This window comes from Pseudomonas sp. CFBP 13727 (assembly GCF_014841915.1).
GTDB lineage: Bacteria > Pseudomonadota > Gammaproteobacteria > Pseudomonadales > Pseudomonadaceae > Aquipseudomonas > Aquipseudomonas baltica.
In genome coordinates this window covers 699404-724955 of sequence record NZ_JACYUT010000001.1, presented here as the reverse complement: position 1 = coordinate 724955, position 25552 = coordinate 699404, and the positions used below count along the sequence as shown (strand labels likewise).

Here is a 25552-nt window from a genome sequence, read left to right as displayed (position 1 = left end):
TGATCTTGTTGATGACCCATGGATTCGAACACCTGGCCAATCGGGCACAGCTGTCCGACTCCGGGAACATATCTTGTAACAATATGTTCCAGATCGACCTCAGGTAAAGTGAATTCGTTCGCTAGCTAAGTTTTTCCAGCCACGTTGCCGCGCGGGTAATCCGAGCGCCGAGCCTGCTCAGGCAGGGCGCCAGCTCACCGCGTGAATGCCGAATTTCTCGGCCGAGGGCTGGCTGGTCTTGGTCACATGCTCGCGGCCGAATCGACCGATGCGGCCAACGCCAGCATCGCAGCTCGCCCAATGCCAGGCTTCGCTGTTGTCCATTTTCTCGGCTCTGATGACGAAGGATTTGGGATCGCCGTGAAGGGTATAGTCAATGACGAACAGTTTCGCGTTGTTCATGGGGCCGAGGTTCTTCCTTGTGATGAGCGGCGTGATGTGCGTCGGAGTATGGCCCGCCAGAAAAATTCCGTTGGATTGGCGCGCTCGCGCCAATCCGCAGATTGCCTGGTAGCTCGCTCAGCTCAGCTCAGCCCAGGCCGGCCTGGCGGGCCAGCGCGGTTGCCAGGCTCGGAGCCAGCGGCAAGGTCGGCAACAAAGTTGCCTGGTAGGCATGGTAGAGATCAGGCTTGCCCGGCCAGATGGTCCCTGCCGGTCGATTGCGAGCGTCGAGTTCGTGGTGCCAGCTGCCGTGCTCGCGGTCGATCAGGTAGAGGTCGATGTAGTCCCAGAACTCGCGATACCAGCGCTCGTAAGCGGCATCCGCGGTGCGCTGGTGCAACGCCGCGGCGGCGGCCACTGCCTCGGCCAGCGTCCAATGCAGGCGCTGCGCGACCACTGGACGGTGCTGCCAGTCGATGGTGTAGACGATTCCCGGCTGCCCGTCCACAGCCCAGCCCAGGTCGCAGGCTGCGGCGAACAGACGCTGGGCGTCGTCGGCCAGCCAGCTCGGGTTGGTCAGGCCGATGCGGTGCCTGGCGGCCTCCAGGTGCAGCAGCAATCGCGCCCACTCGAATGCGTGCCCTGGGGTTTGCCCGTATGGGCGAAATTCGTCGGCGGGGCGCTCGTGGTTGTAGTCCGCCAGGGGTTGCCAGCAGGCGTCGAAATGTTCGACCGGCAGGTAGCTGGCCGCAGCCGCGTGGTGGTGAATCAGCCGTTCACTGATTGCCAGCGCGCGATCCAGCCATTTGTCGTCGTTGCAGACGTCGGCCAGCGCCAGGCACGCTTCCACGCCGTGCATGTTGCTGTTGCCACCGCGGTAGCTTTCCGGATCGCTCCAGTCCTGGGCGAAGGACTCCAGGAATGCCTGCTCCTCCTCGCACCAGAAGCGTCGTTCCAGCACATCGACCGCATCCGTCAGCAACGCTGTCGCGCCGGGCCGTCCGGCGGCAACCGCCGAGCTCGCCGCCAGGGCAACGAAGGCATGCAGGTAGGCTTGCTTGCGCTCTGCAGCCACGGGTTTCTCGCTGGCATGCCAGCCGCCATTTCGTGCATCACGCAGTGGGCCCTGCAGCGTGCGAATGCCGTGGTCGACCATGGCTGCGCTGCCCGGGATCCCCTGGAGGCAGGCGAGGGCGAAGCTGTGGGTCATGCGCGCGGTCTGAATGGTCAATGCGCCGCTGGACAGCAGCGGTCGGCCACGGTGGTCGAGGTCGGCGAAACCGTTCTCGATCCGCGCGGCCTTGGCAAACTCCAGCAATCGCTGCCCCTGCAGGGCCAGCCAGTGCCGGTGGGCGGGAAGGGTCAACCAGCTGTTTGCAGCGGGAGTAAGGGGCTCCATCTGTACCAATGCCTCGCTAGGGGATGCAGGAGGCATCCAGCATAGCGGCCAGTGTTCCGTCATGGGGAGCACTGGCCCGTACAGTCATGCATGTGGCCGATTCGACCTATTCATAGGCGTCATCTTGATCATCTTCGTCGTCAAGCGGCACGGGGGCATCGCTCGTGCCCGATCCGGGGTCTTCGTTGCCTGGGTCGTTGATGAAAGGCACGCCGTTCGGGCCTTTCTCTTCAGTACCTTCGGTTTCCGGTGTCATGGTCATTCTCCTGTAGAAGAAATACGTCGCGACCTGCGCGGGTCGCCTCAGACGTTGGACGCTCGGGCACGCACGACGTTCATGCTGACCATGGCCACCACCGCAACCAAGGCAACCAGCACGCTGAAAAATTCCGCCGAATGATGCAGGCCGAACTGTGGAATGCTCACGCCGACGGCAATCACCGGCACCGACATGGACATGTAGTAGACGATGAACAGCGCCGAGGTCACCCCGGCTTTCTGGCCGGCCGGCGCGGCGTTGGCCACCGCGCCCATGCCGGCGCGGAAGGTCAGGCCCTGGCCGATGCCGCTCAAGGCGCCGCCCAGCACCAGTAGCCACAGCTGCGCGCTGGCGATACTCATGCCCAGGCAGGCAACGCCCACGATCAGCACGCTGCAACCGATGCTCATCTGCGCACTGTCGCGGATCCGCCGGACCCAGGCCTGGCCGACGACCGAGCCTGCGAACAGCACGAAGATCACCGCGCCGATCACGACCCCGCCGTCGTGACCCATGACTTGGCGCATGATCGACGGCACCAGCGAGGTGAACAGCCCCGTCACGCTGAAACCGGCGAGGCCGGCAATGGCCGCAGGAATGAACGGTCCGCGCACCGCCGCTGGCAGGCTGGGACGTTGGAAGGCAAGCCGCGGCTTGGCTGGGCGTCGGACGGTTTCACCGACAGACAGAATGGCTGCGGTAGCCGCCAACAGCAGCACCAGGTGGACGACGAACGCCAGGTGTACCGGCCACGGCAGGAATTGCGAAGTCAGCCCGGCCAGCAATGGCCCGAGGCCCAGGCCCAGCATGTTGGCCGCGGTGGCGACCAGGGTGGCATTGCCCTGCCAGCGCTTGGGCGCCGCCTCGATCACCGCCACCGTGCCGGTACCGGTCATGATGCCGGCCGAGAAGCCCGAGATCAGCCGACCGACCAGCAGCCCGCCGATGGAGTCGGTGCAGAGGAAGATCAGCGCACTGAGCGCGCCCATGGCCAGGCCGGCCAGCAGCATCGGTCGCCGGCCCAGTTGATCGGACCAGCTGCCGACCGCCAGCAACGCAAAGATCACGCCGGCGGCATAGATGGCGAAAATCAAGGTCACCCAGGTCGGACCGAAACCCAGGTGCTGTTGATACAAGGCATACAGCGGTGTTGGCAGAGTGGTGCCGATCATGGTGATCAGAAACGCCAGGGCGATCAGCCAGAAGCGAGTCCGGGCACGCCGGTCGTTGCAGGTGTCGTCGGTGACGCCAGGGTCTTGCGCAGGTGTTCGAGTCATCGGTTTCAGCCAGATCGGAGAAGGCAGTCGGAGTACCCGTCGGTGGCATTTGGCCGGACGCCCGTCAGCAGCAGCGGCCGGCCATGCATCACGGGTGCTTGAAGTGCGCGCCACGGCGCAGCCGGATCGGCCCCTCGGCTTCAGTGTCCGGGTCGAGCCGCACATCGCCTTGAGTCACGTCGATGATGCGAGCGGCGGCCAGGGCCCTGGCCACCCGGCGAACCTCGGGCATCAGCGCGCGCCATTGCGGTTCATCCTGCTCCAGCGAGCGAGCCACCTCGGATGGGCAGATCGAAGCGCCGGGAGCGCGCTGTTCCAGCAGTTGCAGGACGCGGCTGGCGATGACGTCGTCGGGATGGGTCATGGAGGGCGTTCGTCCTTGCAGGCAACATGGCGAATATGAAAACAACTTCAGCCATGTTACCTGCAACGTCTCGCACTGGACATATTGACCCGTTGCCGGCTCAGGCGCTGGCGGCCTCGTCCGGAGTGAATTCCTTCTCCATGTGCCGTTCGATCTGCTCCAGCGACTTGCCCCGGGTTTCCGGCACGCAAGTCATCACGAAGATCAGCGACATGACGTTGATCACCGCGAACAACATGAAGGTATAAGGGCCGAAGCCGGCCAGGGCGATCGGGAACATGAACGCCACCGACGCATTGCACAGCCACTGGAAGCACACCGCCGTGCCGGTCATCAGGCCACGCAGGTGCGAGGGAAACAGCTCGGACATCAGCAGCCAGTAGACCGGAGCGATGAAGGTCTGCATGAACAGCAGGAACATCAGGATGCAGGCCAGTGCCAGGTAGCTCTGCAGCAGCGAGGCGGGCAGCATGGTCAGCACGCAGCAGAGCAGCACCTGCGCGAGGATCACGAAGCACAGGCCGGTCATCAGCATCGGCCGACGGCCATGGCGCCCGACCAGCCAGATGCCGATCAGGGTGGCGATCACCGAAGCCACGCCGTTGCCGATGGTGGCGGTGAGTGCCGCGTTGGTACCCAGCCCGGTGGACTTGAGGATGACCGGCGTGAAATACATGAACGCATTCACCCCCGTCAGCTGAGCCACGAAGCCCAGCCCCATGCCCACCAGCAGCAGGCGACGCAGCCAGGGCTCGGCCCAGATCGAGGACCAACTGACATCGGCGCGCTGCTCTTCGTTCTGGGCAATGATTTCCTTCATTTCCTTGTCGACCTGCTTCTTGCTCGAACGCAGCCTTTCCAGCACTTCGCGTGCCTCGTCCATGCGGCCCTTGCTGGCGAGCCAGCGCGGTGAGGTGGGCACGAAGTGCATGCCGATCCACAGCAGGGCGGCCGGAATCACCGCGATGGCGAGCATCCAGCGCCATACATCGGGGGTGTGGGCAAAATGCGCGAGCAGGGCGTTGGAGACATAGGCCACCAACTGCCCGGTGACGATCATCAACTCATTCTGGCTGACCAGCCGCGCCCGCTTGTTGGGGCCGGCGATTTCGGCAATGAACATCGGCACGATCGCCGATGCCCCACCGACTGCCAACCCCAGCACGAAGCGAGTGGCGATCATGATCGCCACCGTCGGCGCGAGGGCGGAACCCAGGGCGCCGATCATGAACAGGATGGCCAGGCCTTTGAGCGCCGTCAGGCGTCCGTATTTGTCAGCCAGATGGCCGGCGAACAATGAGCCGAAGGCGGCACCCAGAATCAGCGAGGAAGCCACCAGGCCCTCGGTGAACGGAGTGAGGCCCAGGCCACCTTGGTCCGGCCCCTGGGTCATGAAGGGCAGGGCGCCGGAAATCACCCCCGTGTCGTAGCCGAAAGCCAGCGCGCCCATGGTGGCGATGATCGCCACACGCACCACTATCTGGCCGGGAGAGGTGCGTGTGGCGTCGTTTTCCTCGCCTGCGGGCGAAGTGTCGGGTGTTGTGGTGTTGGAACTGGACAAGGCTCATTCCTTTCATTGCGCGCAGGCAATGCGTCGTGATGCGCCACGCAGGATCGCGCACGAAAGGGGCAAGGCAGGTATCAGCGTTCGGTGTTGCGATGCCGGCCCGGGAAGGGAACACTCCCTAAGGCCGTCGGCTCCAGCGGATATTATGATTATGTCGAACTGCTTGAATGTTGAAGTCTTCGGGCCGCATTCGATCATGCTGCCGAAGACACTGCCTGTGCGCTTTTCGCGACCATCTGCCGGTATGGCGCTGGGCTGTGAGTCTTATGAACGAAGTGGTTACAAAAAGTTTTGTATCGTCTGAAATTAAATGATGTCGGCGTGCGCCGCCCAGGCACGGCAGCGGCGCTCTGCTAGCATAGAGGCTTGAATCCCAGGAGAAACCCGTGAGCCGCAAGAATCTGAACCGCACCCCCGAGCAAGTCGCCTTGGCCCGCCGTGCAGGGGCGCTTGCCGCTGACGTACTGCGGATGATTGCACCGCACGTACAGGCCGGCGTCACCACCCAGTACCTGGACGAGCTGTGCAATGCCTACATCGTGAACGAATTGAAAGTAATCCCGGCCAACGTTGGCTATCACGGGTTTACCAAGACGGTGTGCATATCGGTCAACGAAGTGGTTTGCCACGGTGTGCCCAGCAACGAAGTGGTGCTGGCCGACGGCGACATCGTCAACATCGATGTGGCCGTCATAAAAGACGGCTGGTTCGGCGACACCAGCCGCATGTACTACGTCGGTGAGCCGAGCGCGCTGGCAAAGCGACTGGTGGACACCACCCACGAGGCGATGCTGGCCGGTATCGAAGTGGTCAAGCCGGGTGCGACCTTGGGCGATATCGGCCACGCCATCCAGAGCGTGGCGCACCGCGAAGGGTTCAGCGTTGTACGCGAATACTGCGGGCACGGCATCGGGCAGATCTACCACGACGATCCGCAAGTGTTGCACTACGGCCGCAAGGGCGAGGGGATGCGTTTGAGCCAGGGCATGATTTTCACCATCGAGCCGATGATCAACGCCGGCAAGGCTGGAACCCGCCAGTTGGCCGATGGCTGGACCGTGGTGACCCGCGACCGGTCACTGTCCGCGCAATGGGAGCATATGGTGGCAGTGACTGCCGATGGCTACGAGATTCTCACGCTGTAACGGACGAGCACAGGCGCCTGCCGCTAATCCGGATCCAGGGGCACCAGTTCACGAATACGCGCAACCACTTTGTTGATATCGAAGGGTTTGTCGTACACGGCGTTGAACAGCTCGGGCGTTGCCCGACCGACGCCGCCCTGGGCGCCACTCATCAAAAGAATGGGCACGGATCCGAGCGAAGCGTGGCTGCGAATTTTTTGCGCCAGCTCGAGGCCGTTCATGCCAGGCATCATGAAGTCGGTTATGACAAGCGCCGGCGACTCGCTATCGAAAATCTCGAGCGCGCGTTTGCCGTTGCTGGCGGTGAAGGCCTTGTAACCTTCGTCCTCCAGCGCGTAACCGAGAATGTCGGCGATGAGATACTCATCGTCGACGATCAGGATAGTGGGCATGTCAGTTCGACCCCGGCAACATCACGGATTCGAAATCGTGGAGGCACTACCCGATAACACTGCCTCTGCATTTGTGAACGCCTTTCTCAGGTCGATTCCATGACCATGAATGACCAGCTCCAATAGCGACGGATCATAATAACTGTCTCTGATTTTAAGAATGGAAAGCAGGCGCTTTAGTTCAGACTCATGTTCGACGAATCGCGTCAGCAGGATGTTGTCGACGATGCTGGAGAGGTCTGGCGCCGGCGAGGTGATCTCCGGACCGAACAGGCCGCGAACCTCCCACGTGGCGAACACCGTGACGCCACGGGCGCGCAGCTCGCTCATCAGGGTACTGAAGAACTCGGTCAGGCGTACGGTGCTGGTCGCCGTGCGGGCCATGCCGCCCAGGCTGTCGATGAGCAGGCGCTTGATGCCATGGACCTCGACATGGCGCAGCAGCCTTGCCCCCAGACCGTCGAGCAGCCCTTCGGTAGTTGGTTGCCAACACACGTGCAAAGCGCCGCTGGCTTGCAGCGCCTCGAAATCATGGCCAAGCGATCGCGCCTTGACCTGCAGGCGGCGCTCGGACTCGTACATGCCAAACAGCATGCCCGGCTGTTCGGGCGTGGACGCCGACAGGAAGCTGATTCCCATGCTGGTCTTGCCGATGCCCGACGGGCCCATTACCAGCGTCACCGAGGAACGCGGCAGACCGCCGCCAATCAGGTTGTCCAGCGCAGGAATGCCGCTGGGTATGCGGGTAAGATCGGTGGGGTCAGGGCACGAGGGGTGGCTGTACAGGCTTTCCAGGCGCGGGTACACCACCAGCCCATCGTCGGTGATCTCGCATTCGTGCAACCCTGACAGCGCGCCGCTGCCACGGGTCTTGCGCAGTTGGATGCGGCGCACCGAACGGGTGTTGAACAGCTCCTCGCCCAGTTCGATCACGCCATCGACCATGGTGTGCTCTGGGCTGCCGTCGTCCAGTCGCGAGCTGGTCAGGAACAGCACCGTACACCCGGCGAACGCCGCATGGCCCTGCAGCTCGGAGATGAATTTCTTGGTGTCGATCTGCGAGTCGGCCTTGGAGCGGGCATTGAGCACGCCATCAACGATCAATACCGTCGCTTTCTGCCGACTGATTTCGCGGCGCAGCAGCTTGACCACTTCGTCCAGGCCTTCGTTTTCCAGGGTGTCGAATGCGCTGACGAACTGGATCTCGTTGCCGATTTTCGAGGCATCGAAAAAGCTCAGCGTGGACAGGTACTGGAACAGCCGCTCATGGGATTCCGCAAGCAGGGTGGCGACCAGTACGCGGCCACCCTGGCTCACGTGATTGAAGCCCAACTGGTTGGCCAGGATGGTCTTGCCCGAACCCGGACGGCCCTGCACGATGTATGACGCACCGGCCACCAGCCCACCCTTGAGCAACAAATCGAGCCCTTCAATCCCGCTTGCGAGGCGCTTTAGCTGTTCCAATATCCGATCTGCCTGTATGGGTTGTACGCGATCGGCCATGTCTGCACGACGGTGACCGATCCATCAAATGCTGGGGATTCTATACCTTTTTGACCAAGCCAGTGCATCCAAACCCATGCCCCTGTAGCAGCGGCTTGCGCCAACGGTATGGCAGGTGTTCGCACTCCCTGTAGCAGCGGCGCAAGCCGCGTCCGGCAGCACCGCGGAGCCCCTGATCCACCTCAACCACCGCTAGACGGATTTCCGCCGACGTTCGTAATGCTCCAGCAACGGCTGGGTGCTGATGCCATGCACCAGAATGCTCAAGGCCACCACCGACAACGTCAGGCTGATACACACCTGCTCGACCGACTCAGGCAGTTCGTGGGCCAGTGCGTAGCACAGGTAGTAGATGGAGCCGATCCCGCGGATGCCGAACCAGCCCAGCAATGCTCGCTGATGGCCATCGAGCAGGCGGCGGCTGACCAGCAGCCATACGCTCAGCGGGCGGATCACGCAGAACAGTGCCGCCGCCAGGCCGACCGCACGCCAGTCCCAGTAGGCAGACAGCGTTGCCCCCAGAATGGTGATCAGCAGCACTTCCATGGACCGTTCCACCAGATTGCCGAACACCAGGATGTCACCCATCATCACCCCAGCGGCCAATTGCCCGTCCTCCAGATCCTTGGGATGGGTGACGGTACCTTCCTCGGGCGCCAGGTCGCGGTGCCCCACGACCGGCTTGGCCAGATGCTCCGAAGGCACCTCGGATCTGGACGTACGCACCTCTGCCTGACGCAGCCCCAGGCCGGCCGCGAACACTGCGAGAAATCCGAAAGCGCCCAGGGATGCGGCGCCAAAGTACGACAGGGCAATCAGCGCCAACGCCAGAAAGTCGTTGGGCGAGTTGGTACTGTCGGCATTGCGCACGCGCAGGTAGATCATCAGGTGACCGATGGCCCGGCCCATCCCGTAACCGACCAAGAGCCCGACCGGCACGCCCCACAGCAGATTCTCCAAGGCCCACTGGCCCAGCCAGTGGCTGTCCAGGCTGCCATGGTGCAGCATCAGCAGGCTGAGGATCACGAAGGGAAAGGCCGTACCGTCGTTGAGCCCGGCCTCACCCGACAGCCCGAAGCGCACACGGTCGAAGTCCTGCGCGCTATTCACCTGGACCATGGATGCCAGCACCGGATCGGTCGGCGCCAGCATGGCCCCGAGCAAGGTACTCACGCCCCAGGACAAGCCCAGGCCGTAGTGCGCCACCAGGCACACGCCCAGAATCGACACCAGCATGACCGGACCCGACAGCATATAGGCCGCTCGCCACGCGCTGCGCCCCAGGCCAAGTCGCAGCTTGATCCCGGTGCTGAACAGCGAGAACAGCACGGCAGCCTCCGCCAGGCGCTCGAGCCACGAGGCGGTGTCCTTGAAATCGGTGCTGAACAGGCCCAGCCCCATGGGACCGATGGCCACGCCGAATGCCAGGCACACCGCAGAGGTCGTCACCGGCAGCCAGCGCAAGTAAGACGCCGTCAGCGCCAGCATCAACAGCAGGACGCCAAGAACGGCCATCCACAAAATAAAGCTCATCAGGCCTCGCCGGGCTTGCGCCCATGAAATGGCTACAAAATGTAACCGCTTCAGCTGTGACTGCCAGGGAGAGCGTTAGTTGAGTGGCAAAACGTCGCGGCCAGTGGCTACTGGCACAGGCGGCGAGCTGGCGTTATGGATTGCCCGAGAGACCATAGCTCTGCTTGACGCGGTCCATGATGCCCGTGCGATTCGACGCATTGACTGTCTTCATCTGCCCCATGAGGTTTTCACCGGTCTTGCTCGCAAGCAGATCCTCATGAGTCTTGGCAATTTCTCCAAGCTCCTCCGCGCCATGCACCACACCGGTCACGGTCCACGCCGTCGACAACACCTTGAGTCCGAACTTCGCTACTGGATGCGGCACCACCGCAGCAGCGCCGTCCAGGCCTGCCTTGACCGTAGCGCCGAACGACAGGCCGGTGATCAGCTTGTCTTGCGTCAGCTCCTGCAGGTCGTGCAGTGACGCTTGCAGTTCCTCGGCCTTGGTTTCGGACAGGGTTGCCAGCTCGGCAGTGCCTTGCACGGCTTTCTGGGTATTCTTGATAGTGGCCTTGATGCTGTGCGCAACGCCGTTCACCGCATCCGTGGCAATAGCCCCCGCCAGAGGTGCCTTGTTGATCTGCGAGAGGTCGCCGGTCTGGCTGAACTCGACCACGGTGCCAACGCTTTCAGCGCCCTTGAGCACTGCACCGACGCCCGGCACTTGCCCATGCGCGAGGTGATCTGCCGTCTGCGCACGGCCCTTGGCACTGTTCAGAATCTGCTGCCCCGGGCTGAATTGGTCCTTCATGCGCTGAACCTTGCCCATGGCGTTGTCCGCCCGCTGGTCGCCCATCGAGGTGCTGGTTGGAGCAGCAGCTGGCTGTGCTGGCGCTTGCGACTGACGTTCGTGGTACTTGTACGCCTCGTAGCCGATACCCGCTGCGCCGACGCCGCCCTTGAACAAGGCACGCATCATCCGGCCATCGTCATCCACTGCAGACGACGGCGAGTTGCGCACCATGGCATACAGATTGAGCCCATCCACCGTCCCCGCCGGATCGGCGCTCAGCCAGCGTCCGGCCCAGGGCTGATAGTAGCGGTAGCCATAGTAGTAGAGCCCGGTGTCGTCGCGTTCCTTGCCCGAGTAACGGACGGTCTTGTAGCTCGCCTCGACCTGGTGGCGGCAGGCCCAGACCGAGGTGGCGCCGAACGGAAAGAATTCCTCGCGGCTGATGACTTGACCGTCGCCGTCGAGTTCCAGGCCATGACTGCCCAGCAGGTCGGTGTAGCTGTAGCGCAACTGATCGTTGGCCAGGCCCTCGGGACAGCCGTCTGGCCAGTGCAATAGGCGAATATGTTCGGCTACCTTGAGGCAATGCAGGGTCTGGCCGTCATGCTGGCGCAACTCCAGCCCCGGCAGGTAGCAAGTGCTTCCCTGCGCGTGGGTCTTGCGCAGTCGCTGGTGCTGCTGGCCGTAGAGGTAGTGCTCGGTGCCGGCCTCGGCGCGCGTCACGCTGGCCAGCTGCATGCGACTGTTCCAGGCAACAGATTGGGAGCCGTCCAGCCCGCGTTGTTGCCCGGCGGCATCGAACTGGCTGTCGACCAGTGCAGGGTCATCGCACACGCTGCTCAACACGGCCCGGTTGCTGCACGCCGAGGTCGTCAGCCTGACCGTGTAGCCGGAATCGGTGGCTGGCACGGTGTGCCGAATGCTCTGCAGGTTGCCGGCCTCGTCGTACGCGTAGCGACGCTGGTACAGCGCATGGGCGTGGGTATCGATGGGGAGTGCAGATGGCAGGCTGCTGCTCATCTGGCCGAGTGCAGCCATCTGCCGACCGCTGGCCAGGATCAACTGCGACAGCGAGTCGTAACGGTAGTCCTGCTGCGGATCGATTTTCTGATTGCGCCAGAAGCGTGTCTGCTCCGCTTGGTTGCGCACCTGGGTCACCCGGCCGGTGGGGTCATAGCGGTAGCGCAGGTCCTGCAAGGTCTGGCGGTCGCTGGCGCGCTGGGTACGCATGCCGACCAGGCGTTGGGTGTCGGCTGCATAGGTATGGGTGATGACGACACCGTTGGCATGCCGCTCGACTTCTTTCTGCCCCCCGGCTGTGTAGGTCACGTCCAGCACCACCGGCGTCTCCAAGCCGCCATTGCGAGTGACCCAACTGGCCCGGTACTGCCCGCAACGGTCATGGCCGTGGCGTTGCCGATGGCCCCTGGCATCCTCGCTGGCGATGATTGCGCCGCAGGCATCGAAGCTCACCGTACTGGTCAGGCTTTGCGGTTCCAGGCACCGCGCCTCGCCTTGGGCATCGTCCTGCGCCCAGTCGCATTCGGTGTGGCCAGCTAGCAGTTGCAGGGTCTCGCCTGCGATTGCACCGAGCAGGCTGCGCGCTTGCACGACGTGTCTGCCGGCGCTGTCGAAACGTGTCTGGCAATGGCCGGCCAGGTTGAACGCCTTGGCCTCTGCGTCAACGCCCGCCCATTGCCAGCGCTCGGCGGTGCGAAAGGCACGTTGGGCAGAGCGTTCCCGGATCGACAGCAGCCGGCCGGGCAGCGCCGCAGGTTCGTAGCAGCGCGTCTGCTCGACACCGTTCGCCAGCCATGTCATCGCCTCGCGGCCACAGGCGTCGTACAGCGTTCGCGTGTTGCCGGCATCGACACTGCGGGTGTACAGGCATCGACCGCTCAAGCTGCGCACCTGTACCAGGTTGGCGGCCACTTCGGGACGCTCGGCCTGGGCCGCGTGAAGGCGCGGATCGATACTGCTGATCAATTGCCCGCGGGCGTCATGGCCGTAGCGGGTGACGCGGGCCTGCGCAGGTCCCGCTTGGTCGCGGTGGTAGGCAATCTCGCGCAGCACCCGCGCCCGGCCGTCGAAGCAGCGCAGGGCAGGGGTTGCAGCATGGATGGTGTGAGCAGCAGCGTCAGTCATGGCAGTACCGATAAACAGGAATCAGGGATAGGTTTCCCGCTGTTGTAACCTGCCGTGTTTCGGCCCGCCTCGAGTGGGCGCTGTGATGACCCGTGCTACAGCCCTCGGCACCGATTGACAATTCTCCGATCCCTGACCATAGTTCCTGTCACGCAAACGTTTGCGGGTTTCCGCAAGCTGCGCTCGATAACAATCATAAGATCGGAGTAAACCCATGAAGCTGCCCTTCGCCGGACGCCTGCTCGCTGTCTCCCTGATGGCTGCCATCGGCGCCATCGCCCCGTTGCAATCCTCTTTCGCCGATACCCAGAAGCCCAAGGTCGCGCTGGTCATGAAGTCCCTGGCCAACGAATTCTTCCTGACCATGGAAGACGGCGCCAAAAGCTACCAGAAAGAGCACGCTGCCGATTTCGACCTGGTGTCCAACGGCATCAAGGACGAGTCCGACACCGCCAACCAGATCCGTATCGTCGAGCAGATGATCGTCGCCAAGGTCGACGCGCTGGTCATTGCTCCGGCGGACTCCAAGGCATTGGTACCCATCATCAAGAAAGCCATGGATGCAGGCATCAAGGTCGTCAATATCGACAACCAGCTCGATGCCGGGGTGCTTAAGAGCAAAGGCATCCAGGTGCCGTTCGTGGGCCCCGACAACCGCAAGGGCGCCAAGCTGGTGGGTGACTACCTGGCTACGCGCCTGAGCGCTGGCGACCAGGTGGGGATCATCGAAGGTGTACCGACCACCACCAACGCGCAGATGCGCACTGCCGGTTTCAAGGACGCCATGCAAGCGGCGCAGATGAACATCGTCTCGGTGCAGTCGGGTAACTGGGAAATCGACAAGGGCAATGCCGTCGCTTCGGCCATGCTCAACGAGTACCCGGACCTCAAGGCGCTGCTGGCCGGCAACGACAGCATGGCGCTGGGCGCAGTGTCTGCAGTGCGCGCCGCCGGCAAGGCGGGCAAGGTCCAGGTGGTCGGCTACGACAACATCAATGCCATCAAGCCGATGCTCAAGGACGGCCGCATACTGGCCACGGCCGACCAGTTCGCCGCCCGCCAGGCAGTGTTCGGCATCCAGAACGCCTTGGCCCTGGTCAAGGGCGACAAGCTCGACGTCGACGCCAACGGTGTCATCCAGACCCCGGTCGAGCTCGTCACCAAGCCTTGATGCAGTGCACCTCGCGGCAGGTCTGGCCAGTGCCGGCCTGTCGCCTGCAGGTGTGCCTGGAGAAACCTATGACATCCAACGTTGTGCTGTCGGTAAGTGGCATCGGCAAGACCTATGCCCAGCCGGTGCTGTGGGACATCGACCTTGAGTTGCACCGCGGCGAAGTGCTGGCCTTGACCGGGGAGAACGGCGCAGGCAAAAGCACGCTGTCGAAGATAATCGGTGGCCTGGAAGCACCCACCACCGGCCAGATGCAGTTCCAGGGCCAGCCATGGCTGCCGGGCAGTCGCACTGCAGCCGAGCGCGGCGGGGTGCGCATGGTCATGCAGGAACTCAACCTGTTGCCTACCCTGACCGTCGCGGAAAACCTGTTCCTCCATGATCTGCCCAGCCGTGCTGGCTGGATCGACCGTCGCCGCCTGCGCGAACAGGCCCGCCAGGCCATGGCGCAGGTGGGCCTGGATGCCATCGACCCGGACACCCTGGTCAGCGACCTTGGCATCGGCCATCAGCAGATGGTCGAAATCGCCCGCAACCTGATCGGCGACTGTCAGGTGCTGGTGCTCGACGAACCTACCGCCATGCTCACCGCACGCGAGGTCGACATGCTGTTCGCGCAGATCCTGCGGCTGCGCGAACGCGGGGTGTCGATCATCTACATTTCCCACCGGCTGGAAGAACTGGCGCAGGTCGCGCAACGCATCGCCGTGCTGCGCGACGGACGCCTGGTGTGTGTCGAACCGATGGCGCGCTACGACAGCGAGCAACTGGTGAACCTCATGGTCGGGCGCGAACTGGGCGAGCGTATCGACCTGGGCGAGCGACGCATCGGCGCGCCGATGTTCAAGGTGCAGGGCATGACCCGTGGCGACAAGGTCAAGGACGTGTCCTTCGAGGTGCGCCAGGGTGAAATTTTCGGTATTTCCGGATTGATCGGGGCTGGGCGTACCGAGCTGCTGCGGCTGATCTTCGGCGCCGATGCCAGCGATGCCGGTACCGTCGCGATCGGTCAACCACCCAAACCGGTGAGCATTCGCAGCCCGGCCGACGCCGTTGCTCATGGTATCGCCCTGATCACCGAAGACCGCAAGGGCGAAGGCCTGCTGCTGTCGCAGTCGATCAGCGCCAATATCGCCCTGGGCAACATGCCGGCCATTTCCGCGGCCGGTATCGTCGACAACAAGGCCGAGCGAGGCCTGGCCCAGCGCCAGATCGAGGCCATGCGCATCCGCAGTTCCAGCCCGGCGCAGACGGTGGCCGAGCTTTCCGGCGGCAATCAGCAGAAGGTGGTGATCGGCCGCTGGCTGGAGCGTGACTGCAACGTGCTGCTGTTCGACGAGCCCACCCGTGGCATCGACGTGGGCGCCAAATTCGACATCTATGCCCTGCTGGGCGAGCTCACCCGTCAGGGCAAGGCACTGGTGGTGGTGTCCAGCGACCTGCGCGAGCTGATGCTGATCTGCGATCGCATCGCGGTGCTCTCGGCCGGCCGCCTGATCGACACCTTCGAGCGCGAACACTGGAGCCAGGATGAACTGCTGGCAGCCGCGTTCGCCGGTTATCAAAAACGCGATGCGCTGCTGGCCGAGCCTGCAGCAAGGACCCCTGCATGAAAACTTCGACACTGCCCAAAGACACTCCCGGCGCAAAAACCGGCGGCACTTACCTGGGCCTCGGCACCTATCTGGGTCTGGCTGGCGCATTGCTGGCCATGATCGTCCTGTTCTCCCTGCTCAGCAGCCATTTCCTTTCGTACAGCACGTTCAGCACCATCGCCAACCAGATCCCCGACCTCATGGTGCTGGCCGTCGGCATGACCTTCGTGCTGATCATCGGCGGCATCGACCTGTCGGTGGGGTCGGTGCTGGCGCTGGCGGCCTCGGCGGTCAGTGTGGCGATCCTCGGCTGGGGCTGGAGCGTATTGCCCGCAGCCCTGCTCGGCATGGGTTGCGCAGCGCTCGCCGGCACCATCACCGGCTCGATCACCGTGGCCTGGCGGATTCCTTCGTTCATCGTCTCCCTGGGTGTGCTGGAAATGGCCCGCGGGGTTGCCTACCAGATGACCGATTCGCGCACCGCCTATATCGGCGATGCCTTCGCCTGGCTGTCCGACCCGGTAGCGTTCGGCATAGCGCCCTCGTTCCTGATCGCCCTCGGCGTCATCGCCATTGCCCACCTGACCCTGACTCGCACCGTGTTTGGCCGCTACCTGATCGGCATCGGTACCAACGAAGAAGCCGTGCGCCTGGCCGGCATCAACCCCAAGCCCTACAAGGTGCTGGTGTTCTCCCTCATGGGCCTGCTGGCGGGCGTGGCTGCGCTGTTCCAGATATCTCGGCTGGAGGCGGCCGACCCGAATGCCGGTGCTGGCCTGGAACTGCAGGTGATCGCCGCCGTGGTGATCGGCGGCACCAGCCTGATGGGCGGGCGCGGCTCGGTCATCAGCACCTTCTTTGGCGTGCTGATCATTTCCGTGCTGGCGGCCGGCCTGGCGCAGATCGGCGCAACCGAGCCGACCAAGCGCATCATCACCGGCGCGGTGATCGTCATCGCCGTGGTGCTCGACACCTACCGCAGCCAACGCGCACGCAAGCGGGGCTAGCATGGCGACCATCAAGGACGTGGCGGCGCGAGCCGGTATCTCCTACACCACCGTCTCGCACGTCGTGAACAACAGCCGGCCGGTCAGCGCGCACGTGCGGCGCAAGGTCGAGTCGGCGATCGCCGAGCTCAACTACGTTCCCAGTGCGGTGGCGCGCTCCTTGAAAGCGCGCAGTACAGCGACCATCGGCTTGTTGGTGCCCAACAGCGTCAACCCGTATTTCGCCGAGCTGGCGCGTGGTATCGAAGACTGCTGCGAGCGCAACGGCTACTGCGTGATCCTCTGCAACTGCGACGACGACCCGCAGAAGCAGCGCAACTACCTGCGCGTGCTGCTGGAGAAGCGCGTCGACGGTATCGTATTCGCCTCGGTGGGTGGCGATGCCGCGCTGACCGACATGCTCGCGGCGGTGCGCACGCCCATGGTCATCGTCGACCGCGGCCTGCAGCAGGTGGCAGCCGACCTGGTGTGCATCGATCACGAACAGGGTGGCTACCTGGCCACCCGGCATCTGCTCGAACTGGGCCATCGCGCCATCGCCTGCATCAGTGGCCCGCAACATACCCACGTGGCGCAGCTGCGCCTGGACGGCTATCGTCGTGCGCTCGCCGAGTACGCCGTGCAGCCCGCGCCCGAGCATGTCCTGCACAGCGATTTCACCAGTCCGGGTGGCTACCGTGCGGCAGTCGAGCTGCTCGCGGGGCCGGTGCCCACGGCGATCTTTGCGGCCAACGACATGATCGGCCTGGGCGTGCTGCGCGCGGCCGCCGAGCGCGGCGTCCGCGTGCCCGAACAGCTGTCGGTCATCGGTTTCGACGATATCCAGCTCAGTCGCTATGTGTACCCGGCCCTGACCACCGTCGGCCAGCGCATCGGCGAATTGGGTGAAGTGGCTGCCGAGCGGCTTCTGGCGCGCATCGCCGGAGCGGCCGGTGCGGCTGCGACGCAACACGTCATCGCGCCACAGATCGTGGTGCGCGAGTCCACGGCGCGATACGCCGGTCTTTCCCATGAATTGCGCTGAGAGTGGTAGATGATGCAAGCAAACGTATTGGTAATAGGCAGTCTGAACATGGACCTGGTGGCACAGGCCGAGCGTTTGCCGCAGGCGGGAGAAACCCTGCTGGGCCAGTCCTTCGCGACCGTGCCGGGCGGCAAGGGCGCCAACCAGGCGGTCGCTGCCGCGCGGCTGGGCGGGCAAGTGGCGATGATCGGCTGCGTCGGCGCCGACGCCTATGGCCAGGCGCTGCGCCAGGCGTTGGCCGATGAAGGCATCGACTGCCAGGGCGTACGGGTGGCTGAAGCGGTAGCGACCGGGATCGCGATGATTGTGGTCGATGCCGCCAGCCAGAATGCGATCGTCATCGTGGCGGGCGGCAATGGCCAGCTCGAATGCGCCGACATCGAGCGTTTCGACCGCCTGCTGCTGGCCGCCGATGTGGTGGTGTGCCAGCTGGAAATTCCTCATGCGGTGGTGGCTTTCGCCTTGCAGCGCGCTCACCAGGCTGGCAAGACGGTCATTCTCAATCCGGCGCCGGTCAGCGGGCCGTTACCGCAGCAATGGCTGGGCTGGGTCGATTATTTGATCCCCAACGAAACCGAAACTCAGGCGCTCACCGGCCTGAGCGTCAGCTCGGTGGCCGAGGCCGAGCAGGCGGCCAGTCTTCTGCGCCAGGCCGGCGCCGGCAAGGTGCTCATCACCCTGGGTGAGCAGGGCCTGCTGTTTGCCGATGGCGCGCAGCCCCGGCATTATCCTGGACGCAAGGTGCAGGCGGTGGATACCACGGCGGCCGGCGATACGTTCGTCGGTGGCTTTGCCGCGGCGCTGGCCAGAGGCCTGGACGAGTCACAGGCCATTGCGTTCGGCCAGGCCGCCGCTGCACTGTCGGTCACCCGCGCCGGCGCCCAGCCTTCCATCCCGACCATGGCGCAAGTGGAGCAGGTTGCATCGTGAAAAAGACCGCCTTGTTGAACATATCGCTTTCGCAACTGGTTGCGTCCCTTGGCCATGGCGATATCGTCGTGATCGGCGATGCCGGTTTGCCGGTACCCCCGGGCGTGCCCTTGATCGATCTGGCCTTGACGCCAGGCATTCCCAGCTTCATCAGCACGCTGGACGTGCTGCTCAGCGAAATGCAGGTGGAAAGCCACGTGATCGCCGAGGAGATGCTGCAGGTGCTGCCGCCGGCGTTGGCGCGAATCCAGCAATTGCACGAGCAGGGTGCCCTCGGTGTGCGCCAGTCGGTCAGCCATGCGCGGTTCAAGGAGCTGTCGCGGAACGCTCGCGCCATCGTGCGCACTGGCGAATGCCAGCCCTACAGCAATATCGCCCTGTTGGCGGGCGTCACTTTCTAGACTTACCACTGAGCACAAGGAGTGCAACATGCAACGTTCCCTGCTGACCCTGCTTCGAGGATTTTCATTGATGGCCCTGCTGACCAGCGCTGCCGCCACGGCGGCCGACAAGATCGATCTGATCATCGACACCGACCCTGGCGCCGACGATGTCGTCGCCTTGCTGCTGGCCCTGGCTTCGCCCGAGGAGATCAACGTCCGCGCCCTCACGACCGTGGCCGGCAACGTGCGCCTCGACAAGACCTCGCGAAACGCACGCCTGGCCCGTGAGTGGGCGGGTCGCGAAGATGTGCCGGTCTATGCCGGTGCACCCAAGCCGCTGGTCCGCGAGCCGATCTATGCCGCCAACGTGCATGGCGAGGAGGGCGTGCCTGGTATCGCCGTGCATGAGCCAAGCAAAGGGCTGGCCCAGGGCAACGCGGTGCAGTATTTGATCGACACCCTGAGCAATGCCGAACCCCACAGCATCACCCTGGCAATGTTGGGGCCACAGACCAACCTGGCGCTGGCACTGATCCAGGCGCCCGGCATCACCCAGGGCATCAAGGAAGTGATCGTCATGGGGGGCGCGCACTTCAATGGCGGCAATATCACCCCGGTGGCCGAGTTCAACCTGTTCGCCGACCCTCACGCCGCCCAGGTGGTACTGGCCAGCGGCGTCAAGCTCACCTACGTGCCACTGGATGTCACCCACAAGGTTCTGACCAGCCCGGCGCGCCTGCAGCAGTTGGCTGCCTTGCAGAACAAGGCCGGGCCGCGGGTGGTGGATATCCTGCAGGCGTACGTCAAGGCCGATATGGAGCACTACGGGCTGCCCGGGGGCCCGGTTCACGATGCCAGCGTGATTGCCTATCTGCTGGCGCCAGAGCTGTTCAGCGGGCGCAAGGTCAACCTGACCATCGACAGCCGGGAAGGCCCGAGCTTCGGCCAGACCGTGGCCGACTGGTACGGTACGCTCGAGCAGCCGGCCAACGTGTTCTGGGTGAACGAGGGAAATGCACAGGGCTTTTTCGATCTGCTGACCCAACGCCTGCAGCGTCTGCCCTGACCGGCCGAAGCGCCGGTGCATCACGGGCTATGGCGTGGGCGCGTTCTTCAAGGGATGCGCCACGGTATTGCCCGTCGCTGCCACGTGTTCGTGGGCGTAACGCTCGAACACCTGCATGACGAAGCTGCGCGCGGCATCGGTGCCCAGTGCCTTGACCAGCACGTCGACGCCGATGATCGCCAGCTCCTCGGGCGTACCGGGGCTGAAGGAGCTCTGGCCCTGAGGCCACTGGACCTTGATGTCCGCCTTGATTGATACGTTTGCCATGTTGCTCTCGCCAACGGTCACGAGCGAACGACGTTCGCTCCACGTGGCCAAGTAAAGCATTTTCGCCAACGCTTTACACCGGCCCTTGGGCAGATGGCAGGGCGCGTGTCAAACTTCGGTCAAATCTTCGGCATGGAGGCTCATGTGCACATCGACCTCAAGCAAAGCGACTCACTCACCCTGGATGCGGTCCGTGCGCTGATCGCCTCGGGTAATCCGGCCATCCACACCCAGCTGCGCGTGACCCGCGAAGGCATCGCCTTCTTCTCCACCGAGGCGGTCGGCGGCACGGATATCCAGGGCCTGTGCTTCCGTCTGGAAACCTGGGCCGCCGGATCCGGTTACGTTGGCGCTGCTGCGGCATCCGACGCTACCTGGGTGAAGCAGATCCACACGGCCCTGAAGACACACTGGCCCATGCCCCTATCCGACTACATTGACTTGTACTGATCCGCAGACACACATCCAGTGACGATTTCTCTGACACCGCGTAACGATGCGCTCGGGCAGACTAGGCCAATGTGCAACCAAATCGGCCAGAGGCGGTCGCACAACCTTACCTACCAGAAAAACCCACTGAAAAGAGGAGGCTGCATGCCTTTCCCGCGCAAGACCTTGTTGATCCTGATGGCAGCCCTGGCTGTAACTGGCTGTTCTACATCCGGAACCTCGACCGGACAGTCTGCCGCTGCCGCCCCTGCATTCGATGGGCGCTGCAACGCCGACGGCGCACGCTACACCGTTGGCAAGCCGGTTTCCGCAGACCTGCTCGAGCAGGCGAGGGTCAAGGCAGGCGCACAGGTCGCCCGCGTCCTGCGCCCGCACGACATGGTGACCCTGGAATACCGTTCCGACCGTCTCAACCTCAACGCCGATGACAGCGGCCAGATCACCCGTGTCAACTGTGGCTGAGTAATCGTCGCACTCGACACGAATCGCAGGCGAAAAAAAACCCGTCACATGTACGGGTTTTTTTCAGTTGCCGAGATTACTCTGGGCGAACTTGAGCAGCTTGCATGCCCTTTTGGCCTTTCTCAGCCACGAACGAAACGGTCTGGCCTTCTTTCAGGCTTTTGAAACCGTCGGATTCGATAGCTTTGAAGTGTACGAACAGGTCGTCACCGCCACCTGAAGGAGTGATGAAGCCGAAGCCTTTCTCATCGTTGAACCATTTTACGGTGCCGGTCTGGCGATTAGACATGGTGAATCTCCAAGAAACATAATATTCAGTAGTGCTGTGCTGCTCAGGCCAACTGGGCACACGGGGCCTATCATAGTCCAAAACCTGGACTGTGAACCCCCTTTGATTGGCGCAAGAACCAAAGTTGTCGCAAATTGGCCTGTCCAAAACTGCTAAGCCCCTTATTTCATTGAGGTTTGCAGCTGAAAAATGTTTTAAAAAAAAACCGTATAAAGTCGCACTTGATTCGATTGACCGCAGCCGTCGACCCCCAGTAGCACCGTTGGCGTCTCTCGGGGCCGTCCTGCGGTGCTGCTGAAAGCGCTACTGGTTATTGCAAACCAGCACTTCCTTCATCAGCTTCTGGCGCAGCGCCATTGGCGGTTCGACCTGCTTGTTGGTGAGCTGGTCGATCTCGGCCTTGCTGAATTTCTCCTCGATCACTTTCGCGCCACAGCTGCAGTGCGCCTGCGCCTTGGCTGCGTCCACGCCTTGCTGCACGGCTGCGGCCTGGCACTGCGCGGTATATTCGGCCTTGGCATCGGCGGACAGCGCGGCAGCCTGGGCCGCGAATGGAAGCACCAGGGCCAGGCAGGCACTCAGGGGAAGAAGTCGTTTGAGACCCATAATGAATAGCTCCTTGTTCTCAGGCGGTTTTGACTCATGTCATCTGAGGGGTGAAGAGGGCAGCAAGTTCAGCGACGGGCCCAGTTGCCGTATCGTGCATATGACGCAGCAAGTCGACGCATCTTCTGTGCTAGGATGTTCGGCCCTGCGTTCGGCACTACCTTGAGTAGGCGCCGAGGCGCGGGATTCACCTTTTTCGATTGCTCCAGTCACTCTGGTTCGTGTTCCGGTCGGCCGCAAGGCTCCTGCCAACGTAAGGCGGGCATACCGGGCGAATCGCGTACTGGCTCATCCCAACCCATGTGACCTTTGGTAGGGGTCACCACTAGGAGAGGAGGCGCCATGCCCACCATTACTCTTCCCGACGGCAGTCAGCGTTCGTTCGATCACCCGGTTTCCGTCGCCGAGGTCGCCGCGTCCATCGGCGCCGGCCTGGCCAAGGCCACCGTTGCCGGCAAGGTCAACGGCCAACTGGTCGATGCCTGTGACCTGATCACCGCCGACGCCACCTTGCAGATCATCACGCCAAAGGACGAAGAGGGGCTGGAGATCATCCGTCACTCCTGCGCCCACCTCGTCGGCCATGCGGTGAAGCAGCTGTACCCTACTGCGCGCATGGTGATCGGTCCTGTCATCGAAGAAGGCTTCTACTACGACATCGCCTACGAGCGGCCTTTCACGCCAGACGACATGGCGGCGATCGAGCAGCGCATGCAGCAGCTGATCGACACCGAATACGACGTGGTCAAGAAGGTCACGCCGCGTGCCGAAGTCATCGACGTGTTCACCGCTCGCGGTGAGGACTACAAGCTGCGTCTGGTCGAAGACATGCCGGATGAGCAGGCCATGGGCCTGTACTATCACGAAGAATACGTCGACATGTGCCGTGGTCCGCACGTGCCGAACACGCGTTTCCTGAAATCCTTCAAGCTCACCAAGCTGTCGGGCGCCTACTGGCGCGGCGATGCCAAGAACGAGCAGCTGCAGCGCGTCTATGGCACCGCGTGGGCCGACAAGAAGCAACTGGCGGCCTACGTCAAGCGCATCGAGGAAGCCGAGAAGCGCGATCACCGCAAGATCGGCAAGCGCCTGGGCCTGTTCCATCTCCAGGAAGAAGCTCCGGGCATGGTCTTCTGGCACCCCAACGGCTGGACCGTGTACCAGGTGCTCGAGCAGTACATGCGCAAGATCCAGCAGCAGAACGGCTACCTGGAAATCAAGACGCCCCAGGTAGTCGACCGCAGCCTCTGGGAGAAATCAGGGCACTGGGCCAACTACGCCGAGAACATGTTCACCACCGAGTCGGAAAACCGCGACTACGCCATCAAGCCGATGAACTGCCCGTGCCATGTGCAGGTGTTCAACCAGGGCTTGAAAAGCTACCGCGAGTTGCCGCTGCGCCTGGCCGAGTTCGGTGCCTGCCATCGCAACGAGCCTTCGGGCGCGCTGCACGGCATCATGCGCGTGCGTGGCTTCGTGCAGGACGATGCGCACATCTTCTGCACCGAAGAGCAGATGCAGTCCGAGTCGGCGGCCTTCATCAAGCTGACCATGGACGTCTACGCCGACTTCGGCTTCAAGGACATCCAGCTCAAGCTGTCGACGCGTCCTGAAAAGCGTGTCGGTTCCGACGAGCTGTGGGATCGCGCCGAGTCAGCCCTGGCTGCCGCACTCGACGCGGCCGGGCTTCCCTACGATCTGCAGCCGGGCGAGGGCGCCTTCTACGGCCCCAAGATCGAATTCTCGTTGAAGGATTGTCTGGGTCGCGTCTGGCAATGCGGTACACTGCAGCTCGATTTCAACCTGCCGATCCGCCTGGGCGCCGAATACGTCACCGAAGACAACGGTCGCAAGCATCCCGTGATGCTGCACCGGGCGATCCTGGGTTCGTTCGAGCGATTCGTCGGGATCCTGATCGAGCACTACGAGGGCGCATTCCCGGCCTGGCTGGCGCCGACACAGGCAGTGGTGATGAATATCACTGATAAACAAGCCGATTTTGTACAGCTTGTCGAAAAAAATCTGACGGAAAGCGGGTTTCGTGCCAAGTCCGACTTGAGAAATGAAAAGATCGGCTTTAAAATCCGTGAGCATACTTTGCTCAAGGTTCCTTATCTCCTGGTCATCGGGGACAAGGAAGTTGAAACGCAAACTGTCGCTGTGCGTACCCGTGAAGGCGCTGACCTGGGCTCCATGCCCATCGCGCAATTCACCGAGTACCTTGCACAAGCGGTTTCCCGGCGTGGTCGCCCAGATTCGGAGTAATTATTATTAAGCGTGAAATGAGACAAGATAAACGAGCTGCACCGAAAGCCCCGATCAACGAGAATATCTCGGCACGCGAGGTTCGGTTAATTGGCGCTGACGGCGAGCAGATTGGCATCGTCTCTATCGATGAAGCGCTTCGTATCGCTGAAGAATCGAAGCTGGATCTGGTGGAAATCTCCGCTGACGCCATCCCGCCCGTATGCCGGGTGATGGACTACGGCAAATCGATCTTCGAGAAGAAGAAGCAGGTTGCCGCAGCGAAGAAGAACCAGAAACAGATTCAGGTTAAAGAAATCAAGTTTCGTCCAGGGACGGAAGAAGGGGATTACCAGGTAAAACTCCGCAACCTGGTACGTTTCCTGAGTGATGGGGACAGGGCCAAGGTATCCTTGCGATTCCGCGGCCGTGAGATGGCGCATCAGGAGCTGGGTATGGAGCTGTTGAAGCGGGTCGAAGGTGACCTGCTCGAATACGGTTCCGTCGAACAGCATCCGAAGATGGAAGGACGCCAGCTGATCATGGTCATCGCCCCCAAGAAAAAGAAGTAACCACCAGGGCACGGCAGGCCTTGCGGTTATGTTTATCAATTGAATGTGGAGTACCCGAACATGCCAAAGATGAAAACCAAAAGTGGTGCAGCTAAGCGGTTCTTGAAAACCGCTAACGGCATCAAGCACAAGCACGCTTTCAAGAGCCACATCCTGACCAAAATGTCGACCAAGCGTAAGCGTCAACTGCGCGGTAGCAGCTTGCTGCATCCGTCTGACGTGGCAAAAGTCGAGCGCATGCTGCGCCTTCGTTAATTTCGGTCAAAGATAGAGGACTAACTCATGGCTCGTGTTAAGCGTGGCGTCATTGCCCGTAAGCGTCACAAGAAAATTCTGAAACTGGCTAAAGGCTACTACGGCGCTCGTTCGCGCGTATTCCGTGTTGCCAAGCAAGCGGTAATCAAGGCAGGCCAATACGCCTACCGTGACCGTCGTCAGAAAAAACGTCAGTTCCGCGCCCTGTGGATCGCTCGTATCAACGCCGGTGCTCGTGTAAACGGTCTGTCCTACAGCCGTTTCATTGCTGGCCTGAAGAAAGCGTCCATCGAGATCGACCGTAAGGTTCTGGCTGATCTGGCAGTGAACGAAAAAGCGGCGTTTGCTGCGATTGTCGAGAAAGCTAAAGCCTCGCTGGCCTAAGTACCCCGACAATCACTCCAGCCTGCCGTCGGCGGGCTTGGGTGTTAAACGTCATGAATAGGGGAAGAGCCTTCAAGCTCTTCCCCTATTTCGTATCTGGAGTCTGT

27 protein-coding genes are annotated in these 25552 nt (G+C 62.6%); 14 read left to right on the top strand and 13 right to left on the bottom strand.

Features of this window, described 5'->3' with window-relative positions; genetic code table 11:
• Positions 1 to 177: 177 nt before the first annotated feature.
• The 6 genes from IFT76_RS03180 to IFT76_RS03155 form a co-directional block, all read right to left on the bottom strand.
• The gene (locus IFT76_RS03180; protein ID WP_185793697.1) at positions 178 to 402 is read right to left on the bottom strand and encodes a DUF6555 family protein; all 225 of its coding nucleotides are present in this window, start codon (positions 400 to 402) and stop codon (positions 178 to 180) included.
• Between the two features lie 127 nt (positions 403 to 529).
• Positions 530 to 1780 carry a D-mannose isomerase gene (locus tag IFT76_RS03175; protein WP_192057386.1) on the bottom strand — a complete coding sequence of 417 codons (1251 nt, stop codon included), beginning with the start codon at positions 1778 to 1780 and terminating at the stop codon, positions 530 to 532.
• Positions 1781 to 1886: 106 nt separating this feature from the next.
• A complete protein-coding gene (locus IFT76_RS03170; RefSeq protein ID WP_192057385.1) occupies positions 1887 to 2036 on the bottom strand; it encodes a hypothetical protein in 150 nt (49 codons plus the stop codon).
• A gap of 47 nt (positions 2037 to 2083) precedes the next feature.
• Positions 2084 to 3316 carry an MFS transporter gene (locus tag IFT76_RS03165; protein WP_192057384.1) on the bottom strand — a complete coding sequence of 411 codons (1233 nt, stop codon included), beginning with the start codon at positions 3314 to 3316 and terminating at the stop codon, positions 2084 to 2086.
• 88 nt (positions 3317 to 3404) lie between these two features.
• The gene (locus tag IFT76_RS03160; RefSeq protein ID WP_122478754.1) at positions 3405 to 3680 is read right to left on the bottom strand and encodes a DUF3253 domain-containing protein; all 276 of its coding nucleotides are present in this window, start codon (positions 3678 to 3680) and stop codon (positions 3405 to 3407) included.
• A gap of 100 nt (positions 3681 to 3780) precedes the next feature.
• Positions 3781 to 5241 (bottom strand): sugar porter family MFS transporter, encoded by a 1461-nt coding sequence (locus IFT76_RS03155; RefSeq protein ID WP_274598223.1) that lies wholly within the window; start codon positions 5239 to 5241, stop codon positions 3781 to 3783.
• 392 nt (positions 5242 to 5633) lie between these two features.
• On the opposite strand from IFT76_RS03155, the gene map reads away from it, so the two are divergent.
• Positions 5634 to 6392, top strand: coding sequence for a type I methionyl aminopeptidase (gene map, locus IFT76_RS03150; RefSeq protein WP_192057383.1), 759 nt, complete (start codon positions 5634 to 5636; stop codon positions 6390 to 6392).
• A 23-nt stretch (positions 6393 to 6415) separates the two neighbouring features.
• Here the strand turns inward: map and IFT76_RS03145 are convergent, their stop codons facing one another.
• From IFT76_RS03145 to IFT76_RS03130, 4 genes are all read right to left on the bottom strand, one after another.
• Positions 6416 to 6784: a response regulator transcription factor gene (locus IFT76_RS03145; RefSeq protein WP_192057382.1), complete on the bottom strand. Its 369-nt coding sequence runs from the start codon at positions 6782 to 6784 to the stop codon at positions 6416 to 6418.
• A gap of 21 nt (positions 6785 to 6805) precedes the next feature.
• Positions 6806 to 8251 (bottom strand): ATPase domain-containing protein, encoded by a 1446-nt coding sequence (locus IFT76_RS03140; protein ID WP_163007616.1) that lies wholly within the window; start codon positions 8249 to 8251, stop codon positions 6806 to 6808.
• A gap of 228 nt (positions 8252 to 8479) precedes the next feature.
• The gene (locus tag IFT76_RS03135; protein ID WP_192057381.1) at positions 8480 to 9820 is read right to left on the bottom strand and encodes a cation:proton antiporter; all 1341 of its coding nucleotides are present in this window, start codon (positions 9818 to 9820) and stop codon (positions 8480 to 8482) included.
• A 133-nt stretch (positions 9821 to 9953) separates the two neighbouring features.
• The gene (locus IFT76_RS03130) at positions 9954 to 12740 is read right to left on the bottom strand and encodes an RHS repeat domain-containing protein (protein ID WP_192057380.1); all 2787 of its coding nucleotides are present in this window, start codon (positions 12738 to 12740) and stop codon (positions 9954 to 9956) included.
• Between the two features lie 214 nt (positions 12741 to 12954).
• Between IFT76_RS03130 and IFT76_RS03125 the strand changes: the two genes are divergently transcribed.
• From IFT76_RS03125 to IFT76_RS03095, 7 genes are all read left to right on the top strand, one after another.
• Positions 12955 to 13911, top strand: a complete 957-nt coding sequence (locus tag IFT76_RS03125) for a sugar ABC transporter substrate-binding protein (protein WP_122478742.1) — start codon at positions 12955 to 12957, stop codon at positions 13909 to 13911.
• Positions 13912 to 13979: 68 nt separating this feature from the next.
• Positions 13980 to 15524, top strand: a complete 1545-nt coding sequence (locus IFT76_RS03120) for a sugar ABC transporter ATP-binding protein (RefSeq protein WP_192054195.1) — start codon at positions 13980 to 13982, stop codon at positions 15522 to 15524.
• Positions 15521 to 16513: an ABC transporter permease gene (locus tag IFT76_RS03115; protein WP_185793690.1), complete on the top strand. Its 993-nt coding sequence runs from the start codon at positions 15521 to 15523 to the stop codon at positions 16511 to 16513. The genes IFT76_RS03120 and IFT76_RS03115 overlap by 4 nt, the downstream gene beginning before the upstream one ends.
• Position 16514: 1 nt before the next feature.
• Positions 16515 to 17537 (top strand): LacI family DNA-binding transcriptional regulator, encoded by a 1023-nt coding sequence (locus IFT76_RS03110; protein WP_122478736.1) that lies wholly within the window; start codon positions 16515 to 16517, stop codon positions 17535 to 17537.
• Positions 17538 to 17549: 12 nt separating this feature from the next.
• Entirely contained in the window at positions 17550 to 18467 is a 918-nt protein-coding gene (gene rbsK / locus IFT76_RS03105) for a ribokinase (protein ID WP_192057772.1), read from the top strand.
• The gene (gene rbsD, locus IFT76_RS03100) at positions 18464 to 18868 is read left to right on the top strand and encodes a D-ribose pyranase (RefSeq protein WP_122478734.1); all 405 of its coding nucleotides are present in this window, start codon (positions 18464 to 18466) and stop codon (positions 18866 to 18868) included. The genes rbsK and rbsD overlap by 4 nt, the downstream gene beginning before the upstream one ends.
• 28 nt (positions 18869 to 18896) lie before the next feature.
• On the top strand, positions 18897 to 19916 hold the full coding sequence (locus IFT76_RS03095; RefSeq protein ID WP_122478732.1) for a nucleoside hydrolase: 1020 nt from the start codon (positions 18897 to 18899) through the stop codon (positions 19914 to 19916).
• Between the two features lie 27 nt (positions 19917 to 19943).
• On the opposite strand, the gene IFT76_RS03090 is transcribed toward IFT76_RS03095, so the two are convergent.
• Complete coding sequence (locus IFT76_RS03090; protein WP_192057379.1) at positions 19944 to 20183, bottom strand: hypothetical protein; 240 nt, start codon at positions 20181 to 20183, stop codon at positions 19944 to 19946.
• A gap of 144 nt (positions 20184 to 20327) precedes the next feature.
• Here IFT76_RS03090 and IFT76_RS03085 point away from each other — a divergent pair, with 144 nt between their 5' ends.
• Both IFT76_RS03085 and IFT76_RS03080 read left to right on the top strand, forming a co-directional pair.
• The gene (locus tag IFT76_RS03085) at positions 20328 to 20633 is read left to right on the top strand and encodes a hypothetical protein (protein WP_192057771.1); all 306 of its coding nucleotides are present in this window, start codon (positions 20328 to 20330) and stop codon (positions 20631 to 20633) included.
• Between the two features lie 144 nt (positions 20634 to 20777).
• The gene (locus IFT76_RS03080) at positions 20778 to 21095 is read left to right on the top strand and encodes an I78 family peptidase inhibitor (protein WP_122478728.1); all 318 of its coding nucleotides are present in this window, start codon (positions 20778 to 20780) and stop codon (positions 21093 to 21095) included.
• A gap of 76 nt (positions 21096 to 21171) precedes the next feature.
• Here IFT76_RS03080 and IFT76_RS03075 read toward each other — a convergent pair whose 3' ends face one another.
• Positions 21172 to 21384, bottom strand: a complete 213-nt coding sequence (locus tag IFT76_RS03075) for a cold-shock protein (RefSeq protein WP_122478726.1) — start codon at positions 21382 to 21384, stop codon at positions 21172 to 21174.
• Between the two features lie 303 nt (positions 21385 to 21687).
• Entirely contained in the window at positions 21688 to 21990 is a 303-nt protein-coding gene (locus IFT76_RS03070) for a hypothetical protein (protein ID WP_122478725.1), read from the bottom strand.
• A 342-nt stretch (positions 21991 to 22332) separates the two neighbouring features.
• On the opposite strand from IFT76_RS03070, the gene thrS reads away from it, so the two are divergent.
• From thrS to rplT, 4 genes are read left to right on the top strand one after another with little or no spacing between them, the layout of a single operon-like run.
• Positions 22333 to 24255 carry a threonine--tRNA ligase gene (gene thrS, locus IFT76_RS03065; protein WP_122478723.1) on the top strand — a complete coding sequence of 641 codons (1923 nt, stop codon included), beginning with the start codon at positions 22333 to 22335 and terminating at the stop codon, positions 24253 to 24255.
• Positions 24255 to 24806, top strand: a complete 552-nt coding sequence (gene infC / locus IFT76_RS03060) for a translation initiation factor IF-3 (protein ID WP_172979313.1) — start codon at positions 24255 to 24257, stop codon at positions 24804 to 24806. Before thrS ends, infC begins: the two co-directional genes overlap by 1 nt.
• A gap of 60 nt (positions 24807 to 24866) precedes the next feature.
• A complete protein-coding gene (gene rpmI, locus IFT76_RS03055; protein ID WP_002553160.1) occupies positions 24867 to 25061 on the top strand; it encodes a 50S ribosomal protein L35 in 195 nt (64 codons plus the stop codon).
• Between the two features lie 27 nt (positions 25062 to 25088).
• Positions 25089 to 25445, top strand: coding sequence for a 50S ribosomal protein L20 (gene rplT, locus IFT76_RS03050; RefSeq protein ID WP_043188388.1), 357 nt, complete (start codon positions 25089 to 25091; stop codon positions 25443 to 25445).
• Positions 25446 to 25552 lie beyond the last annotated feature (107 nt).

Coding starts and splice junctions, on each gene's coding strand:
- rplT (WP_043188388.1), top strand. CDS start 25,089: ATGGCTCGTGTTAAGCGTGGCGTCATTGCCCGTAAGCGTCACAAGAAA.
- IFT76_RS03175 (WP_192057386.1), bottom strand. CDS start 1,780: ATGGAGCCCCTTACTCCCGCTGCAAACAGCTGGTTGACCCTTCCCGCC.
- IFT76_RS03115 (WP_185793690.1), top strand. CDS start 15,521: ATGAAAACTTCGACACTGCCCAAAGACACTCCCGGCGCAAAAACCGGC.
- IFT76_RS03125 (WP_122478742.1), top strand. CDS start 12,955: ATGAAGCTGCCCTTCGCCGGACGCCTGCTCGCTGTCTCCCTGATGGCT.
- IFT76_RS03110 (WP_122478736.1), top strand. CDS start 16,515: ATGGCGACCATCAAGGACGTGGCGGCGCGAGCCGGTATCTCCTACACC.
- rpmI (WP_002553160.1), top strand. CDS start 24,867: ATGCCAAAGATGAAAACCAAAAGTGGTGCAGCTAAGCGGTTCTTGAAA.
- IFT76_RS03170 (WP_192057385.1), bottom strand. CDS start 2,036: ATGACACCGGAAACCGAAGGTACTGAAGAGAAAGGCCCGAACGGCGTG.
- IFT76_RS03160 (WP_122478754.1), bottom strand. CDS start 3,680: ATGACCCATCCCGACGACGTCATCGCCAGCCGCGTCCTGCAACTGCTG.
- IFT76_RS03090 (WP_192057379.1), bottom strand. CDS start 20,183: ATGGCAAACGTATCAATCAAGGCGGACATCAAGGTCCAGTGGCCTCAG.
- IFT76_RS03070 (WP_122478725.1), bottom strand. CDS start 21,990: ATGGGTCTCAAACGACTTCTTCCCCTGAGTGCCTGCCTGGCCCTGGTG.
- IFT76_RS03075 (WP_122478726.1), bottom strand. CDS start 21,384: ATGTCTAATCGCCAGACCGGCACCGTAAAATGGTTCAACGATGAGAAA.
- IFT76_RS03080 (WP_122478728.1), top strand. CDS start 20,778: ATGCCTTTCCCGCGCAAGACCTTGTTGATCCTGATGGCAGCCCTGGCT.
- IFT76_RS03165 (WP_192057384.1), bottom strand. CDS start 3,316: ATGACTCGAACACCTGCGCAAGACCCTGGCGTCACCGACGACACCTGC.
- IFT76_RS03130 (WP_192057380.1), bottom strand. CDS start 12,740: ATGACTGACGCTGCTGCTCACACCATCCATGCTGCAACCCCTGCCCTG.
- IFT76_RS03095 (WP_122478732.1), top strand. CDS start 18,897: ATGCAACGTTCCCTGCTGACCCTGCTTCGAGGATTTTCATTGATGGCC.
- thrS (WP_122478723.1), top strand. CDS start 22,333: ATGCCCACCATTACTCTTCCCGACGGCAGTCAGCGTTCGTTCGATCAC.
- IFT76_RS03120 (WP_192054195.1), top strand. CDS start 13,980: ATGACATCCAACGTTGTGCTGTCGGTAAGTGGCATCGGCAAGACCTAT.
- IFT76_RS03145 (WP_192057382.1), bottom strand. CDS start 6,784: ATGCCCACTATCCTGATCGTCGACGATGAGTATCTCATCGCCGACATT.
- IFT76_RS03135 (WP_192057381.1), bottom strand. CDS start 9,820: ATGAGCTTTATTTTGTGGATGGCCGTTCTTGGCGTCCTGCTGTTGATG.
- IFT76_RS03180 (WP_185793697.1), bottom strand. CDS start 402: ATGAACAACGCGAAACTGTTCGTCATTGACTATACCCTTCACGGCGAT.
- rbsK (WP_192057772.1), top strand. CDS start 17,550: ATGCAAGCAAACGTATTGGTAATAGGCAGTCTGAACATGGACCTGGTG.